The following is a 17,966-nucleotide window of genomic DNA, read 5'->3' on the forward strand; positions in this document are numbered from 1 at the left end:
TCATTCTCCTCCCATTTCTCCAGCTTCGTATAATAGGCAGGTTAATCCGACGATTCCCGCCGTCTCCGTTCTCAATATTCGCTTTCCGAGTCCCGCTATGACCGCGCCGGCTCCTTCGGCCTCCGCCGCTTCCCGCTCCGAGAACCCGCCTTCCGGTCCGACGATGAGCAAGACGGTCGGCTGTTCGCCTTCCGCCACCGCCCCCAGCTTGGTGCTCCGGAATTGCTCCGTAACCGTACGGATGCCGACGCCGTGCGCGGCATGCCCTTCGCGTTCAAAGCAGAAGATGGCGAGATCAAACCTGGGAATGAGCGCCAGAAGCTCCTTCCAGCTCCTCACGGCGGCGATCGGCGGTATCCGATGCCGGTGGCTCTGCTCCGCGGCTTCCTTGGCAATCTTTCCCCACCGCTCGAGCCGCTTGGCTTCCTTTTTCGCATCGTATTGCACGACGTTGCGCTCCGATTGGAAGGGCAGGAAGGCTGCTGCGCCAATCTCCGTCCCCTTCTGAATGACAAGCTCCAGCTTGTCGCCCTTCGGCAAGCTCTGTGCAATCGTAACGAGCCAGGCAGGCTCGCTGTCCTGCGGCAACAAGCTCTTAATATCAGCTCTCACTTCCTGAGCTTCCATCTCGGAAATTGCCGCCAGCACCGTCCTTGACGCTCCGTCGCTGACGATGATCTCATCGCCCGGCTTCATGCGCATGACGCGTACGGCATGATGGGCATCTTCGCCCGTTATCGTAACGACACCGTCGTTAAATTGCTCCGGCGCCACAAAGTATCGTTGCATGTAGAACTAACCACCTTACTTATTATCCAACCTTCATATTAGCACGTTTGACCGGACAAAATCCATTTGAATCTAGTACCAACCGCCTACCTCGGCAACCAAATCCTAAATCCGAAGATGGACTGCATCAAATCGTTTAACCCGTTGAACAACGGATACTGCAGGGATAGAATCGGATCCAGCGTCACGGCCCTGAGCGGCGGAATGAAAACGAAAAGCAAAAATAGAATCATCGCCCAATGGATGTTTTGCTCGATTTTGTATCTAAGCCGAAGCGGTAGAAATTCCGAAACGATACGGTATCCGTCGAGTGGCGGCAACGGGATCAGGTTAAAGACGAACAACAAAATATTGATCATAATAAAATAAGAAAAAAACACGATGAGCGCATCTTGAACGCCTGTCGACGCTACATGCACGACACCTGATGCGACCAATCCGTAAATAATAAACATGCCTACGACGGCCATCAATAAATTGCTCAGAGGGCCGACGGCCGACACGACGATACTCATGACTCTGCGATGCTTGAAGCGGCTGGCGTTGACGGGAACCGGCTTCGCCCATCCGAAACCCGCGATAAGCAGCAGGATGCTGCCCATCAAGTCAAGATGGACCATGGGATTGAGAGTCACTCGGCCTTCCTTGTAAGCCGTGTCGTCCCCGAACTTGTAGGCGCTGTACGCGTGAGCAAACTCGTGCACCGTAAATACAATCATAATAACGAGAACAATAAACGGCAGATGCTCAAGCGGATACCATAGGAAACGTTCCATTAGCCCTCCTGCGGCTTACGCGCCACAAACGCGATCCAGTCCTCGTCGCGCCGTTTCTCCACGATTTCGAACCCGGAAGCCTTAAGTCCTTTTTCCACGTCGTCTTCCTTGTTTTTGTACACGCCCGAAGCGATATAGATGCCTCCCGGCTTAAGCGCCTCATAGACGTCGTCGATAAACAACAATATGATCTCGGCCAATATATTGGCAACGACAAGATCAACGGGAACCGTTACTTGCAGCGAGGACGCAGAACCCGAGTCAGCTCCGCCGTCGCGAAGAACGCCCAACAAGTCGCTTAGACGAACCTCGATCTTCTCCGACAATCCGTTGAGACTCACATTTTCCGTCGCGCTGGAGACCGCAATAGGGTCCAGATCTAGCGCGAGAATACTCTTTGCCCCGAGCTTGCACGCGCCAATGGCCAAAATACCGGAGCCCGTGCCGACATCGATCATTTCCTCCCCGCCGCGAACGACGGACTCAAGCGTCTGCAAACACAGCGCTGTAGTTGGATGCGTGCCCGTTCCGAATGCCATACCGGGATCAAGCTCGATAATCCGTTCGCCTTCTTCAGGAGTGTAATCCTCCCATGTCGGCTTGATTGTTAATGTATCGGAGACGCGAATCGGCTTAAAATATTGTTTCCAGGCCGTTGCCCAATCCTCGTCATCTACTTCCTGCCAAGCATACGCAACCTCTCCCGGATCGATTTCGAAGGTCCGCAGCTCCTCGACGCGAGGCTTCAGCTCTTCCAACAAACCATCCAGATCCGTGCCTTCCGCGAAATAACCTTTAATAACGGCCTGCCCTTCCGGAATATCGTTAAGCGGCAGCTCGTACCATTGTCCGAGCGACGTGTCGCGAGACTTGTTAAGCGTACCGGATTCTTCAATAGAAACACCGCCGGCTCCCAGCTCGTGCAGGAAGTTGCTGATCATCTCTGTCGCTTCTTCCGTTGTGGAGATCGTAATTTCATGCCATTTCATATGTATTGCCTCCCAATTATCGTCAAAACCTACCCTCTATTGTACAACAGACTGCCTGCCGTGTACAAAAAAACAGCATGAAGCCGTCTCCGGCTAACACGCTGCTCTCCTTAAATCATAGAAATGTCCGAATCGATCTTGCCGCCTATCTGGCGGATCAAATGAATGGCGCGGTCCGCCACGGCTTCGTCAACAGACGCGGTCACCATTCCGCCTTCGCTGTAGCCGCCAATTTCGGCGGCACGCAATGCCTGCAGCTTGCGCGCCGCTTCCTTCGCTTCGCTCGCGTTCCCGAACGATGCTTGAATTTCGATCACGCTCATCGCTTACTCACCGTTCTTCACGCGGCGATCAGCCTCTGCAGCCCTCTTTTGTGCTTTTATGTCCGCCTCGTCCGCAAGCTCCTGAGAAAACTCCACGTCCTCGTTTTGTCCGATTGGCAAATCTCCGAAGTTCACCTTCTCCAGACTATTACCCAATCCATTGACATTTTTGTCGAGATGTTCAGTCATATTTAAATCCTCCTCGTATGCAACCATTGTCGTTCGCGTATATGAACAGCAATAGCGTGCGCCTCGTTGGCCTGAAATATGCAAAAAAGCACACCGCGGATTACTCTCCGCGGAATGCTTTTTTCATACGTTCGAATATCGATTCGTGATGTTCGCTTTGCTCGGCCGGGGGCTCCCCGTTCGATCCGCCGAACTGGCGAAGCAGATCCTTCTGTTCGTCGGACAGCTTTGTCGGCGTCACGACCGTCACCTTGACGTGCTGATCTCCCGTGCCGTAACCGCGCAGCTTCGGTACGCCCTTGCCCTTAAGGCGGAAATACGTGCCCGTCTGCGTGCCTGCAGGAATCTTAAGCTTAACCTTCTCCGTCAGCGTTGGAATTTCGATCTCGTCGCCCAGCGCTGCCTGCACGAACGTTAGCGGCACCTCGCAATAGATATCATCGTTCTCGCGCTCAAAGAAGTCATGCGGCTTCACCCGAATCACGATATAGAGATCTCCGGACGGACCTCCCCGCGTACCCCCTTCGCCCTCGCCGGTCATCCGAATTTGAGCTCCATCGTCCACGCCGGCCGGAATATTGATCTTGATCCGGCGTTGCTTCTTCACTTTGCCGGCGCCATGGCAGGTTCCGCATTTGTCGCGAATGATCTTGCCTGTGCCGCTGCAGTTCGTACATGCACGTCGGTTAACCATACGGCCAAATGGCGTATTCTGCACGACCTCCTGTTGTCCGGTGCCTCGGCATGTCGAACAGGTTTCCGGCTTCGTGCCTGGTTTGGCTCCCGATCCGTAACATGTATCGCAGGATTCTGTGCGCGGAATCGTAATTTCCGTTTCCTTGCCGAACACCGCTTCCTTGAACTCTACCGTCATCGTATATTGCAGATCGTTGCCGCGTTGGGGCGCGTTAGGATCTCTCCTGCCTCCGCCTCCGCCGCCGAAGAACATATCGAAGATGTCGCCGAAGCCTCCGAAGTCGGCGCCGCCCGCGCCGCCCATTCCCTGATTCGGATCTACATGTCCATACTGGTCGTACGTCGATCGTTTCCCGTCGTCGCTAAGGACGTCGTACGCTTCTTTCACTTCCTTGAACTTGTTTTCCGCGTCCGCTTCCTTATTGACATCGGGATGATATTGCCGGGCCAGCTTCCGATAAGATTTCTTGATATCTTCCGCGGAGGCATCCTTGCCGACGCCAAGCACCTCGTAATAATCCCGTTTGTTTGCCATCCGATTCTCACCTCCGCAATGAAATCACAACATCCTCTATCTTAACACGAGAAGAAACGGTGCCGTCAATGAACATTTGACGATACCGTTTCCGATCCCGCGTGACTTCCTTATGAACCGTGAAAGAGGGTCAAAGAAGGGCGAGCCCGTTCTTTGACCCCTGTCCCGCGTTATTACTTCTTATCGTCATTTACAACTTCATAGTCGGCATCTACGACGTTGTCCCTGGCTCTCGAGCCGCCAGCATCCCCTTCTGGTCCTGCATCCGCGCCTTCGGCACCTTGAGCGGCTTGCTCGTACAGCTTAACGGAAAGTTGTTGCACGATCTCCGTCAGTTCATCCGTAGCCGCTTTGATCTGCTCCAGATCTTCGGTAGCGAGCGCCGCTGTCACTTTCTCTTTGGCCGCGTTCGCTTTTTCGATCTCGGATGGATCTACTTTGTCGCCAAGATCTTTAACCGTCTTCTCCGTGGAGTACACAAGCTGGTCTGCCGCGTTCTTCGCTTCCACAAGCTCGCGACGCTTGCGGTCTTCGTCCGCGTGCAGCTCGGCATCCTTCATCATTTGGTCGATATCAGCCTCGCTCAGGCCGCCGGAAGAAGTGATCGTGATCTTCTGGCTCTTGCCAGTGCCCTTGTCTAGCGCGGATACGTTAACGATACCGTTGGCATCGATGTCGAACGTAACTTCGATTTGCGGTACGCCGCGAGGAGCAGGCGGAATATCGCTCAGCGTAAAGCGGCCCAGCGTCTTGTTGCCGTTCGCCATGGAGCGCTCGCCCTGCAGGACGTGGATCTCAACGCCCGGCTGATTGTCCGCATAAGTGGAGAACACTTGCGACTTGCTTGTCGGGATTGTCGTGTTGCGGTCGATCATTTTCGTAAACACGCCGCCCGCCGTCTCGATGCCAAGGGACAATGGCGTAACGTCGAGCAATACGACGTCTTTTACGTCGCCTGTCAAAACGCCCGCTTGCACGGCTGCTCCGAGAGCTACGACTTCGTCCGGGTTAACGCCTTTGTGCGGCTCTTTGCCGGTCAGCTTCTTAACGGCTTCCTGGACTGCAGGAATACGAGTCGAACCGCCGACAAGAACGATTTTGTCGATCTGGTTTGCGGATAAGCCAGAATCGCTCAGCGCTTGACGGGTAGGTCCAAGCGTACGCTCAACAAGCGCTGCGGAGAGCTCTTCGAATTTCGCGCGTGTCAGGTTCGTCTCCAAGTGCTGCGGAACGCCGTCTACCATTGTGATAAACGGAAGGGAGATCGTCGAAGTCAGAACGCCGGAGAGCTCCTTTTTTGCTTTCTCCGCTGCGTCCTTCAGTCGTTGCACGGCCGCTTTGTCCTTGGACAGGTCAATGCCTTGCTCCTTCTTGAATTCCGCTACGAGGTGGTCAATGATGACTTGGTCGAAATCGTCGCCGCCCAGTTTGTTGTCGCCGCTCGTTGCTTTTACCTCGAAGAATCCATCGCCTAGCTCCAGGATGGAAACGTCGAATGTGCCGCCGCCAAGGTCATAGACCAGAATAGTTTGGTCTTCTGACTTTTCCATGCCGTAAGCAAGTGCGGCTGCTGTTGGCTCGTTGACGATCCGCAGCACTTCCAGCCCTGCGATTTTGCCCGCATCCTTGGTCGCTTGACGCTGGCTGTCGTTGAAATAAGCCGGAACGGTAATAACTGCTTGAGTTACTGTCTGGCCAAGGTAAGCTTCCGCATCGGATTTCAATTTTTGCAAAATAATTGCGGAAATTTCTTGCGGCGTAAATTCTTTATCGTCGATTTTTTCTTTGTGGTTCGTGCCCATATGGCGCTTGATGGAAATGATCGTGCGATCTGGATTCGTAATCGCCTGGCGTTTAGCCGTCTCGCCGACGACGCGCTCTCCGTCCTTTTTGAAGCCAACGACGGAAGGAGTCGTGCGGCTGCCCTCCGGATTCGGAATTACGACGGCTTCGCCGCCTTCCATTACGGCAACGCAAGAGTTTGTGGTGCCAAGGTCAATACCGATAACTTTACTCATTTGTAAATGGCCTCCTCAAAGGGTTAAATTATTCTCGTAAACCTGTATAACCATCATTCTGTTAGTATCAATCAGTCCGCAGCGTTAACCGCTTACCTTCACCATCGCGGGACGAAGGACCTTCTCCTTCAGCATGTAGCCCTTCTGAACCTCCTCAACGACAATGCCTTCCTCGTATTCATCCGACTCCACCGTCATAATGGCTTGATGGAACTCCGGATTAAACGGTTGGCCTACTGCTTCGATCGCCTTGAGCCCTTCGGCTTCCAGCGTTTGAAACAGCTGACGGAAGATCATGTCGACTCCCTTAGCCAAGGAATCGTAATCGCTGTTGGACGAAGCGGCTGCCAGCGCCCGTTCGAAGTTGTCGACGATCGGAACCAGTTGATCGATCAGCTTCATGGAAGCGTATTGCGCCAGCTCTTCTTTTTCCTTCATTGTGCGGCGGCGGAAGTTGTCGAAATCCGCTTGCGCGCGTAAGTATCGCTGTTGATTCTCCTCCGCTTGCTTCGTGAGCTCGGCGTACCTTGCATCCTCCCCGGCGTTCTCGCCAGCCTCGTTCTGATCGGCGAATTCCGATTCCGTTTGTTCGGCTGTCTGTTCCAGAGTTTCCTCAGCTGCTGTATCTGTTGTTTCATTATGTTGTTCTTTGGTACTCACCCTATCACCTCCTTCGTATAATGAACGCAGGCAGCCTGTGACTGCCTCCCGCCTATTGCCTTTTACTTATACCATCTGCCTAACAGCGTCCCCATATCCTTTGAAATCAGATTGAGCAAGCTGATCACTTTGCCATAATCCATTCGGGTAGGTCCGAGAATACCGATCGTCCCGAGCGCTTCTCCGTTTATGGAATAAGTGGCCGTAATGAGACTGCAATCGCTGATGGCCTTATGGTCATTTTCCGTGCCGATACGAACCCCGATACCCGACGGGAGAGAAGAAAACATCTTCATGATGGTAGGGGTCTCGTCAAGAAGATCTAGAATCGTCTTAACCTTGTCGACATCCTTGAATTCCGGCTGTGTCAACATATTCGTCGTTCCGCTCATGAATACGCGCTGCTCCTCGTCGTTTTGAAGCGCGCTTTCGAGCACCGACAACAGCTCTTCGTAATGATCGATATGGCGCTCGAGCTCCTGTCCGACTTCCGAATGGAGCTTGGCTTTAAGGCGGATCAACGGCACGCCTACCAGCTTCGTGTTCAGAATATTGACAACCTTCTGCATATCGTCCATATCCAGATTCGGCGGTATCGATATTGTGCGGTTCTCCACATGTCCCGTATTCGTAACGATGATCGCAACTGCCGATTCGGCATTTAGCGGCACCAGTCCAAAGTGCTTAAGCGACGTATGGAACAATTCTGGACCGAGCAATATCGACGTATAATTCGTCAAATTCGACAAAATCATGGCCGTTTGCTGAATAACCTGCTCCATCTGATTCAGCTTATCCGCAACGAATGATTTCATTAATCCCAGCTCATTGACGTTCACCTCGCCAAGCTTGACCAGATGATCGACATAATAACGATAACCTTTAGTGGAAGGTACGCGTCCGGCGGACGTATGGGGCTGCTCCAGAAATCCGAGCTCCTCCAGATCTGCCATCTCGTTGCGAATCGTGGCAGGGCTGAATCCGACATCTCCGCGCTTTGAGATGCTGCGCGAGCCTACAGGTTCTGCCGAACGGATATAGTCGTCTACAATGGCGTTTAATATCATGCGCTGTCGTTCCGTCAACATATCCAAACCCTCCTCCGATTCTCTTCGCGGGAAGGAGTGTTCCCCTTCCTCGTTAGCACTCAACTCTAATGAGTGCTAATCACTATTACAAAAATACCAAACAGCTCTGACGATTGTCAAGTCAGTTCGGCATTTTCGGATAATATTTTCATGCGGCGGCGCAGCAGCCCGGAAGCTCCCGTCAAGAGCGGAATGGCGACGAGATGGATCATGGCATAGCCGCCCCATACCTTTTGGATGACCTCGCCGATATAGACGCTGTTCACGTAAGTGTTCCATGCGACGAGCAGCAAGACGACGGCGATCGGATAGACGGCATAGCTGGCGCTCTTTAGTCCCAGTATCGTCTTCATTCCTTGCATCATTGAGAAAAACAACATCATCGTCTTCAGGAAAAACGTCATGATCCATAAAGCGATGAGTATGCCTTCTATCCGCTGCAGGAAATTGCCCAAGCTGATCGTCTTCGCCAAAGCATAGGCTGGGAAGGTACTGTTGGCGGATTGTTCGATGCCCAGAATCAGGACGCTGAACAGCACGACGGACACCAGCAGCAGATGGCCGAAGGTCAGGCCTCCCAGAAACGCCCCCTTCCAATTTCGAAGGCTTGCAAGCTGCGGCACGAATACGACCATGACGATAAGTTCCTGGAACATGGACGCATGGAAGCCAGCCGTCAATACGGGACCAAGCCCCCCTTCCAGCACCGGAGCGATGTAATCCCACTCGATCTGGGGAAGAAGAGCCAGAATGAGCACCATAAAAAAAAATAAAATCCATGGAAACATCAATTCTCCCAGTCTCGCCAGAACGACGATGCCCGTCTTGGCGCACATGACGCAAGCGGCCAGGAACAGAATTTGCACGATGTCGATAGGGGTATCGGGCAGCACCTCGCTTGTCACAAAGAAACCGAGATTGCCGAGCAGCGTGCCCGCAAGGATCAGAAAATAAACAAAATAGAGGAGGGACACGGCTTTCCCCGCCCACTTGCCGAACGCCTTCTCGAACATGCCGAACAAATTCTGTCCGGGGAACAGTTTGACCAGGCCGATATACATGGCTGCCATGCCGATGTTTATCATGTAGCCCGCCAAACCGCCCAGCCACGCGTCTTCCCTGGCCGTCGCCGCTAGGCCTGAAGGCGTAACCAATATGGATGTACCGACCGTCAGCCCGAATGTCAATATAAAAAACTGTCTGCTGCCCACTCCGGATTTGCCCACCTTCTCACCTCTCAGATCTCGCCTTATGGCAGCATGGCATTGATTGGCGCGCAGATCACCCTGATGATTTCCATTGGCCTCGGCAGCTGCAACCCTGCCCATTCCGCGCCCATGGCGGCCGTCGCGACCAGCCAGATGGCGACAAAACAAGCTTTGTCCCGTTTGGACTTCAAAGCTTTAAGCTGAGGCCATTCCAGCAAGAGCACGAGAGGCATTAGCAGCGTAAGCGTCATGCTCCAGTTCATCGGCCCTCCATATCCTTCTTCAAAGGCTGAAGAATAGAGCCGACTTTGCGCAAGGCCACTTCCACGTTGACTTCGATTTTCGCCGTTTTGAAGTAGCTGTCCCACTCGCTTTTGTATTTGGCCCACTCCTTGGGCATTTGCCTGTGAAGCGCTTCGCCGAAACCATAGATGTCCGATGCGAACTTGCGCTGGACTTCGCGGATGTTGGAGGCCGTATTGCCGCGCGCCAGATCCTCCAGCTCCTTCTCGATCAAAGTTATGGAGCCCGGATCCGACAGATCCAGCTCGCACTGCACATCATCCACGTTCGCTTCGAGGACATGCCTGACCTTGAAGGCTGGCTTGCCGTCTTCTCCCTTTACCGCTTTGATGGATGTTTTGGACTGCACAATGCTTACGCCTATACTCCCCTTGCCCCTTCCGGGACACGGAACGAAACCCGTCGTGCCGGATACGTTGTTGATCATGTAATTGACGGTTTTGCTGTCATCCTCGCCAAGCCAGCCTACGAGCTTGTCCTTGCGGAACACGGCAAGCCCTTCATGCTTGAGCATCGTCTCCGGACGAATCTCGCGCAGGAAGTCGTTGTTTCTCCCCTTCTTTTTGTCGCCTTCGACCCTCACGCCGGACAAGACGGGATTGGAGCCGCCGCGGTCCAGGACCGTGATGAAGTGCTGTAGCTTAATTCGGCCCGTCGCCGCCCATTTTTTGTTAGACACCATGATCGAAGAGAAAAGCGATTCGGCGGGTATCTTTTCGAAGGGAGTCACGACGCTGAGCACGTCTCTAGCCTTCGAGCCCTTGGCCACCAACATGTAGAAGTCGTTGCGAAGATCGTGTTCGCGGGCTGCGTAATCCAAAACGTCGATCAGTCCTTTCCTGGCAAGCGATTCGCCGAATACCATCACTCTCAAATGGGACAGGTACAGCTGCCTTGGCACCTTGCCCAGCATACGCTGAAGAGCGTCCGGAATGGATACTCCCTTCTCCGTGTAGGTAACGACCGACGCGGAACCGGACGAACTCCGCTGCGATCTGACCTCGTTGGGATTCACGACCTGCACGGTCACCAGATAACCCGTTTCTTCCAGGTCCACGCCTAACGCGACGACGACGGCTAGATCGTTCAGCTCTCTCCTGTTCCAGCAGCCGGTCAACAGCGACGCGTGCAGCAGCAACCCCGCAAGCATCAGGCCCCGCAGCCGCTCTTTCATGACGAACCCTCGGAAGGTCTTGCGGGATCAGGCTGCTTCTTAAGGCTGCCGAAGTATTTGCGGGCGAAAGGCCTCATCAATCGGACCAGCGCATCCTTTTGGTCCGACAGCCGGAACGGGGCGAACGACGTCATATAAGGCACGCCCATGGACTCCAGTTTGCACAGATGGAGACCCAGCATGATGAGGAGAACGATTATGCCGTAGAGGCCGAACAAGGCCGACAACACCATGAACGGGAATCGAAGGAGCCGCGCCGATATGCCGACGTTGAACGCCGGCAAAGCGAAATTGGAGATAGCCGTAATCGACACGACGATGACCATTGCGGCCGATATTAACCCCGCTTCGACGGCAGCTTGCCCGATGACGAGCGTGCCCACTATGGAGACGGATTGTCCGATCGACTTCGGCAATCGGATGCCCGCTTCCCGCAATATTTCGAACGTGATCTCCATGATCAAAGCTTCGATGAACGCCGGGAACGGAATGCCCTCCCGCTGTCCGATAAGGCTGAGAAGCAGATTGGGCGGGATCATCTCCTGATGGTACGTGGTAATCGCAATATAGAAGGATGGCGTAAGCAAGGCGATCGCAAAACAAAAATAACGCAGCAGCCGCACGAGGCTCGCGAAATCGCCGCGTTGATAATAATCCTCGCTGGACTGGAAGTAATGCATGAACAAAGCGGGAACGACAAGGACAAACGGACTGCCGTCAACCAGAATCGCGATCCGTCCCTCCAGAAGGGCCGACGAGATAACGTCCGGACGCTCCGAGTTGTACACCGTGGGGAAAGGACTGTACCTTTGATCCTGAATCATCTCTTCGATGTAATTGCTCTCCAGAATGCTGGGCAGATCGGCCTTCTCCAGCTTATCGTAGAGCTCCCGCAGGATGTTCGGATCTGCCTTGCCGTTCATATACATGACCACGACGGAAGTTCGCGTCTCCTCGCCCATGCGGAAGTACCGCATGCGGAGCGACGGATTCTGAATCCGTCTACGTATGAGCGCGGTATTGTCGGAGATCGACTCCGTAAACCCTTCCCTCGGACCTCGCACGACCGATTGCGAGGTCGCTTCCTGCACGGCTCGCTGTTTCAAATTTTGCGTTCCCGCTGCAAGCGCTTTGGCGAGGCCGTCCAAATAGACGACGGTTCCTCCTGCCAGCAAACAAACGGAGGCGGCGCCGAGAGAATCGATCTCCATGATACGTCCTTCGGACAAAGTGTTGATCTTGAGTTCCCGAAGAGCCTGACCCGGTGAAACGCCATCCTGTCCTTCCCGAGTCCGGTCGTCGTTTTTCGCTTCCATCAAGGAATCAAGAATGCCGCTGGGATCAGCCAATCCTTCGACATAAACGACCAATCCGCCAATTCCCGCGAACCGCACCTCTCTGTATACGATGTCCGAGCTGTCGCCCATCAGTTCGATGATGGCATCCTGAAATTCGTTCAATGATTCGGGCAATCGAAGATCAGGCTCGTCTTCCTTCGACTCGTACGCGTTCATGACGTTCACCTCTTGTTGGATTGGTCGCGTTGCAGGAGCCACGTCTTCATAACATTTCCTATCCGATTGAAAATATGACAACCTTGGGCGAATTGTCTCGCATATGCATCATTGGGCCTCGCCGTCCCTCCCGCGCACACAAAAAAAGCTCCTCGACCGGCTGCTTACCCAGTCGCGAAGCTTATGATTCCATCATTGAATTAGTCCAGTTCCCTCAGCACGGCGATCTCGTCGCACGCATTTTGCTTGGGGCAATTGACGCAATCCGTCCATACCTTTTCGGGAAAAATCTCCTTCTCCACGATCGTAAAGCCATTGCGCTCAAAAAATTTGTCCGCATAGGTCAGCGCCATGACCTTGGTAATGCCTTGCGCTTTCGCTTGCTCCAGAAGTTTCTCCACAAGCTTGCTTCCAATACCGAGGCTCTTGTATCCATCCGTAATGCCAAGTGACCGGATCTCGACAAGATTGTCTCCCAGCTTCGTCAGCGCGCCGCAGCCGACCACTTCACTGCCGATCTCCGCCACGACGAACGTATCTATTATTCGAGTCAGGGCTTCGCGTGTACGCGGCAGCATAATGCCTTGTTCGGCGTAGCCTTGAATCAATTCATACAGCTTCTCTACATCTTCCGTCGTTGCTTTCCTGCAAAATACTTCCACTGCTTGCATATCTGCCTGCACCTCCACGAATCCCCGATTAAGCTACATTTGGAATATGAATAAATATACATCAAAACGAATTAATTCTCAATAGCTATTTTCACTGGAAGGGTCGCCTATTTAAGCCAGTATATGCTGAAACGGGCACGCTTCGTCTATGTCGTGATAAATGCACCGAATACTTCGTTGCCAAGCAGAATGCCTCGATCGGTCAGACGGTAGACGGTATCTCCATTCTCCTCCATCCGCTCCATCAAACCGTTCGCAAGCTGCTTCTCCAGCGTCTCGCCGAACACGAGCTCCATCCGTTGTCCGGGAAACTGTTCCTGAAAGCGCGAGACCGGAACGCCTTCAAGCAGACGCAGCCCCACCATCATAAAGTCCTCCATCGCTTCACGTTCCGAAACCTCGAACGTCTCCAGTCTGGGGAGCTTGACTGCGGCAGCGTCGATATAAGGCTGTACGCCTTTCAGATTGATATGCCGCGTACGATTGCTGTACCCGTGAGCTCCGGCACCAAGACCATAATACGGTTCATTGCGCCAGTAGGTGGAGTTATGCCTGCTCTCGAACCCCGGTTTGGCAAAATTGCTGATCTCGTAGTGGCGATAGCCGCCCTCTTGCAGCTTCTTCATTAATAGAAGAAACATCTCGTACTCCTCTTCTTCGGGAGGAAGCGGCAATTCATTGCGCTCGTACAGCTTGTGAAACAGCGTATTTTCCTCCACCTTAAGGCTATACAGCGAATAATGCGGCAGCTTTAGTGCCATTGCCCGGTCGACGCTGTCCGACAAATGCTCCAGCGTCTGACCTGGCAAGCCGAACATCAGGTCGATCGACAAATTATCGAAGCCCACCTGACGCGCATTTTCCAGACTCCGATAAACATCGTCTACATTATGAATACGTCCGATACGCTCCAACAAGCTATTATCGAACGATTGAACGCCGAAGCTGATCCGGTTCACGCCGCCTGCCCGCATGGCGCCAAGCTTGTCTATATCGGTTGTGCCGGGATTCGCCTCCATGGAGAACTCCACGTTATCCGCAAGCGGGAAATGCGTCGATACCGCTTGCAGGAATCTCTCCATCTGCGGCGGCGTCAATACCGTCGGAGTCCCTCCGCCAACAAATACCGTGTCTATCACCTCGGGACGCAGCGTCTCGACGGTTGTAATCATCTCTTGCTCCAGCGCGTCGAGATATTGATCGACGGGCTGTCCCCTTAGCACATACGACGTGAAGTCGCAGTAGTGGCATTTGTTCGTGCAGAACGGGATGTGTATATAGAGCGAGCGCGGCGCCCGCGCTGTCGCGAGTTGCATCGTCATTGCGTTTTCCCTCCCTATCACCATTTCCAACAACAGATCGAAGTTCTGTATATCTTGAAAATTGAACAGAGGAGAGCAAATGCTCTCCTCCGTCTTACTTCAGTCATTCGAAGAACGGTTCGATCATCCATTCAACCGGAATGCAGCCTAATCCTCGTCAATCTTGAGGACCGCCATGAACGCTTCTTGCGGTACCTCAACGTTTCCGACCTGCTTCATCCGTTTTTTGCCTTCCTTCTGTTTCTCAAGCAGCTTGCGTTTCCGGCTGATGTCGCCGCCATAACACTTGGCAAGGACGTTTTTGCGCATCGCCTTAACCGTCTCGCGCGCGATAACCTTCGTGCCGATGGATGCCTGGACCGGCACCTCGAACATCTGGCGCGGAATCAGTTCCTTAAGCTTCTCGCAGATGACCCGGCCGCGATTGTATGCACGATCGCGATGGACGATAACGGATAGCGCATCGACCTGCTCGCCGTTTAGCATAATGTCCATCTTTACGAGATTCGACTTCCGATAGCCGGACAATTCGTAATCGAAGGATGCATAACCCTTCGTGCTGGACTTCAATTGATCAAAGAAATCGTAGACAATTTCCGATAACGGCAATTCATAGGTCAACGTCACGCGGTTCGAATCCAGGTATTCCATGTTCACGAATTCGCCGCGTTTGCCCTGGCAAAGCTCCATAATAGCCCCGACATAATCGTTTGGCACGATAATGTCAGCTTTGACGTAAGGCTCTTCTACAAAGTCCAGCTTGCCCGATTCCGGATAATTGGACGGGTTATCAATATTAAGCTGCTCGCCGTTCGTCAGCGTAACCTTGTAGATAACGCTTGGCGCCGTCGTGATGAGCGGAATATTGAATTCGCGTTCGATACGCTCCTGAATGATCTCCATGTGAAGCAGGCCGAGGAAGCCGCAGCGGAACCCGAAACCCAGAGCTGTCGAGGATTCCGCCTCGTAGCGAAGCGAAGCGTCGTTAAGCTCCAGCTTCTCGAGCGCCTCGCGCAGGTCATTGTAATCCTGGGTCTCGATCGGGTACAAACCGCAGTAAACCATCGGATTGATGCGGCGATAACCTGGCAACGGTTCTGGCGCGGGACGCTTTGCTTCCGTTATGGTATCGCCGACGCGAGTGTCCTTCACATTTTTAATGCCGGCGACTACAAACCCGACGTCGCCTAACGCGAGCTCGTCCACAAGGGTCATTCTCGGCTTGAACACGCCGACCTCGATAACTTCGAATTCAGCGCCTGTAGCCATGAAGCGAATTTTTTTGCCCGCCTTGATGCTGCCGTCGACGACGCGAACATTGACGATAACGCCCTTGTAGGCGTCATAATGCGAGTCGAAGATAAGCGCCTTTAGCGGCCCGTCCGGATCGCCGTTCGGCGCCGGCACTTTGTGTACGATCTGCTCCAGAATCTCCTTGATGCCGATTCCGGCCTTGGCGGAAGCATGTACCGCTTCGCTGGCGTCGAGACCGATAACATCCTCGATCTCCTGCTTTACCCGATCGGGCTCCGCGCTCGGCAGATCGATCTTATTAATAACGGGCAGCACCTCGAGGTTATTGTCCAGCGCCAGGTAGACGTTGGCAAGCGTCTGCGCTTCGATGCCTTGCGCGGCATCGACGACCAGCAGGGCGCCCTCGCAGGCAGCCATGCTGCGAGATACCTCGTATGTAAAGTCGACATGCCCGGGTGTATCGATTAAATTAAGGTAATATTCTTCGCCATCGTCCGCGCGATAACTGAGACACACGGCTTTCAACTTAATGGTAATGCCCCGCTCGCGCTCCAGATCCATGTTGTCCAGCACTTGGGCCTGCATCTCGCGGTTGGTCAACGCGCCGGTTGATTCCAGAATCCGGTCCGCCAGCGTCGACTTGCCGTGGTCAATATGTGCGATAATAGAAAAATTTCTTATTTTCTTCTGTCGTTCAAGAACATCAGACATCCTTCAAGCCCCCACACTCCAATAATCCAATCATTCTTCCTATTATATCAGTAACAGGGGGACACATCAATGAAAGTTAGTTGAGCAATCCGTCGAACAGCGAAGCGAAGAACCGGATGCCTTTGCTCGATGCCGTCTGAAGGATGCCGGATGTGGAATCCGCGATTCGATTGACGGCTGCCGTATCCTCCTCGACAGGCATGCCGGGAAGACGGTTATTGTCCCTGCCGTAAGCGTCCCCGTATGCGATTCTGCGAACGTCGTCCAGCTCTTTTTCGAGCTCCGCGATCCTGCGGTCGGTCTCGTTGGCATAATATGCTCGATTTCCGCCGTTCGCGTACGGCTCCGAGCCGTCCATCGGTCCATAGATCCGCTCGATACCTGTAGTCGACATCTCGATCCCGAATAATACGATAAACGTTAGCGCTCCGCCCAGCAGAAGCAGCTTCCAAGTTTTCCGTTTCATTGCTTCACCTCCTTGCCCGATGCTTCCTCCGCTTGTCGTTCCTTCCAATGTATCGACGCAATAACTTCTGCAAGCGCGTCTGCCGTCCTGTAGGATTCCTCCAAAGTATTGTCCACGCCGCCAACCTCGATCAAAACGCTCTCGGAGGCAAGCGACTGGTTGTATTCGGCATTGCCTGTAGCAGCAGTCTTCCCCCATATCCCCCGCGAAATACCCGGATACTCCTTCTCAAGCGCGTCATGGATCTTTGTGGCAAACGCTTCATTTTCCTTCCAGTTCGGATTGCGATGACCGATTATAAAATAAACCTGCGCGTAGCTCTTTCCGCCGATATCGACCGTCGTATATTTGCGTTTCTGGGAATCGCGATGCAGATCGAAAAAATAGGTCAGATCATTGCTTGCCGCCAGCGCCTCCTTGACCGTCTTCATGGAGTACTTGTAGCTGAGCTCCCAGCGGTAATCCTGAATTGCCGTCGGGTAATCCGTCTCGGACAACACGGATCCGATGCCATGCTCTTCGAGCTTCGTGGCAAGCCGCTTGCCGACCAAGGTTATATTCGTCGTGCTGGAGCTAGGATCTTTAGTGCCTGGTTCAAGTTCGGGATACCAGGATTCCCGGTTGTGGGAATGATAGATGAAGGCCAGCTTCTTCCCTTCGGCCGGTTGTCCTCCGTCAGGTTTCGGATCCTTCGAGCCTACGTCTTCACCCCCGTTCCCGTCAGGCTGATCCGTTTCGTTGCCGCTGCCATCGTCTTCGCCGTTGGAGCCTGACGGCGTTTTCGGTTCCGGCGCCGGCTCGAAGATCGGCGAATGATCCTGCGGACCGACAGCCGTATCCGTGCCGATGCCCTTGCGAATCAGAAATGCGTCGCTTTGCGGCATTCCCGGCAACTCGCTGGCCAACAGACTGCGGGGATTGGCGGGGTTAATATCAGTCAGCGACCGCATGAGGAACACGCTTATTTCTTTGCCAGTCAGCGAATCCGAAGGCAGGCTGCTCGCGAACGCCGGCATCTCCATCTCCAGCATGTTTCCGAACAAGCCGCTGGACACAGACGCTGCGAAACCTCTCATGGACACAGACGGCACGGCAGACGAATGCTGGTAAAGCATTGCTGCAAGTCCTAGCAATATCATAAATATGGCGGAGCTGAGCGCCATGGCTGCGAAGGCTCTGCCCGTCACAAGCAGTTCGCGGACGGGACCCGTCTCACCGCGTGCAGCGGAGTAACGTAATCCGGACAACATTTTTCGTAGACCATACATGATTTACACCCT

At 53.7% G+C, this 17,966-nt stretch carries 18 protein-coding genes; all 18 read right to left on the reverse strand.

The window, feature by feature from the left end; all coding sequences use genetic code 11:
- The 18 genes from KJW29_RS12280 to KJW29_RS12365 all read right to left on the reverse strand — a co-directional run bounded on the left by KJW29_RS12280 (position 1) and on the right by KJW29_RS12365 (position 17,954).
- Positions 1–789 (reverse strand): RsmE family RNA methyltransferase, encoded by a 789-nt coding sequence (locus tag KJW29_RS12280; RefSeq protein WP_214629967.1) that lies wholly within the window; start codon positions 787–789, stop codon positions 1–3.
- Positions 790–875: 86 nt separating this feature from the next.
- Entirely contained in the window at positions 876–1,565 is a 690-nt protein-coding gene (locus tag KJW29_RS12285) for a site-2 protease family protein (protein ID WP_087567160.1), read from the reverse strand.
- Positions 1,565–2,554, reverse strand: a complete 990-nt coding sequence (gene prmA / locus KJW29_RS12290) for a 50S ribosomal protein L11 methyltransferase (protein ID WP_214629968.1) — start codon at positions 2,552–2,554, stop codon at positions 1,565–1,567. Before prmA ends, KJW29_RS12285 begins: the two co-directional genes overlap by 1 nt.
- Positions 2,555–2,664: 110 nt before the next feature.
- The gene (locus KJW29_RS12295; RefSeq protein ID WP_087567162.1) at positions 2,665–2,877 is read right to left on the reverse strand and encodes a hypothetical protein; all 213 of its coding nucleotides are present in this window, start codon (positions 2,875–2,877) and stop codon (positions 2,665–2,667) included.
- Between the two features lie 3 nt (positions 2,878–2,880).
- A complete protein-coding gene (locus KJW29_RS12300) occupies positions 2,881–3,066 on the reverse strand; it encodes a YfhD family protein (RefSeq protein ID WP_087567163.1) in 186 nt (61 codons plus the stop codon).
- A gap of 100 nt (positions 3,067–3,166) precedes the next feature.
- Entirely contained in the window at positions 3,167–4,297 is a 1,131-nt protein-coding gene (gene dnaJ / locus KJW29_RS12305) for a molecular chaperone DnaJ (RefSeq protein WP_087567164.1), read from the reverse strand.
- Positions 4,298–4,470: 173 nt separating this feature from the next.
- A complete protein-coding gene (dnaK, locus tag KJW29_RS12310) occupies positions 4,471–6,315 on the reverse strand; it encodes a molecular chaperone DnaK (protein WP_214629969.1) in 1,845 nt (614 codons plus the stop codon).
- Positions 6,316–6,399: 84 nt separating this feature from the next.
- Entirely contained in the window at positions 6,400–6,975 is a 576-nt protein-coding gene (gene grpE / locus KJW29_RS12315) for a nucleotide exchange factor GrpE (RefSeq protein ID WP_187100742.1), read from the reverse strand.
- Between the two features lie 62 nt (positions 6,976–7,037).
- Positions 7,038–8,063: a heat-inducible transcriptional repressor HrcA gene (gene hrcA, locus KJW29_RS12320; protein WP_087567167.1), complete on the reverse strand. Its 1,026-nt coding sequence runs from the start codon at positions 8,061–8,063 to the stop codon at positions 7,038–7,040.
- 116 nt (positions 8,064–8,179) lie between these two features.
- Entirely contained in the window at positions 8,180–9,289 is a 1,110-nt protein-coding gene (locus KJW29_RS12325) for a GerAB/ArcD/ProY family transporter (protein ID WP_246608700.1), read from the reverse strand.
- Between the two features lie 23 nt (positions 9,290–9,312).
- Complete coding sequence (locus KJW29_RS12330; RefSeq protein ID WP_214629971.1) at positions 9,313–9,534, reverse strand: hypothetical protein; 222 nt, start codon at positions 9,532–9,534, stop codon at positions 9,313–9,315.
- A complete protein-coding gene (locus KJW29_RS12335; protein WP_214629972.1) occupies positions 9,531–10,748 on the reverse strand; it encodes a Ger(x)C family spore germination protein in 1,218 nt (405 codons plus the stop codon). The genes KJW29_RS12330 and KJW29_RS12335 overlap by 4 nt, the downstream gene beginning before the upstream one ends.
- Positions 10,745–12,262, reverse strand: coding sequence for a spore germination protein (locus tag KJW29_RS12340; protein WP_214629973.1), 1,518 nt, complete (start codon positions 12,260–12,262; stop codon positions 10,745–10,747). Before KJW29_RS12340 ends, KJW29_RS12335 begins: the two co-directional genes overlap by 4 nt.
- 200 nt (positions 12,263–12,462) lie before the next feature.
- Positions 12,463–12,933, reverse strand: a complete 471-nt coding sequence (locus KJW29_RS12345; protein ID WP_087567171.1) for an N-acetyltransferase — start codon at positions 12,931–12,933, stop codon at positions 12,463–12,465.
- A 146-nt stretch (positions 12,934–13,079) separates the two neighbouring features.
- Complete coding sequence (gene hemW, locus KJW29_RS12350) at positions 13,080–14,255, reverse strand: radical SAM family heme chaperone HemW (protein ID WP_246608701.1); 1,176 nt, start codon at positions 14,253–14,255, stop codon at positions 13,080–13,082.
- A 147-nt stretch (positions 14,256–14,402) separates the two neighbouring features.
- Positions 14,403–16,220 carry a translation elongation factor 4 gene (gene lepA / locus KJW29_RS12355; protein ID WP_214629974.1) on the reverse strand — a complete coding sequence of 606 codons (1,818 nt, stop codon included), beginning with the start codon at positions 16,218–16,220 and terminating at the stop codon, positions 14,403–14,405.
- A 76-nt stretch (positions 16,221–16,296) separates the two neighbouring features.
- A complete protein-coding gene (locus tag KJW29_RS12360) occupies positions 16,297–16,686 on the reverse strand; it encodes a hypothetical protein (RefSeq protein WP_214629975.1) in 390 nt (129 codons plus the stop codon).
- Complete coding sequence (locus tag KJW29_RS12365) at positions 16,683–17,954, reverse strand: stage II sporulation protein P (protein ID WP_214629976.1); 1,272 nt, start codon at positions 17,952–17,954, stop codon at positions 16,683–16,685. Before KJW29_RS12365 ends, KJW29_RS12360 begins: the two co-directional genes overlap by 4 nt.
- Positions 17,955–17,966 lie beyond the last annotated feature (12 nt).

It is taken from the genome of Paenibacillus agaridevorans, assembly GCF_018604145.1.
In the GTDB taxonomy this organism is placed as follows: domain Bacteria; phylum Bacillota; class Bacilli; order Paenibacillales; family Paenibacillaceae; genus Pristimantibacillus; species Pristimantibacillus agaridevorans.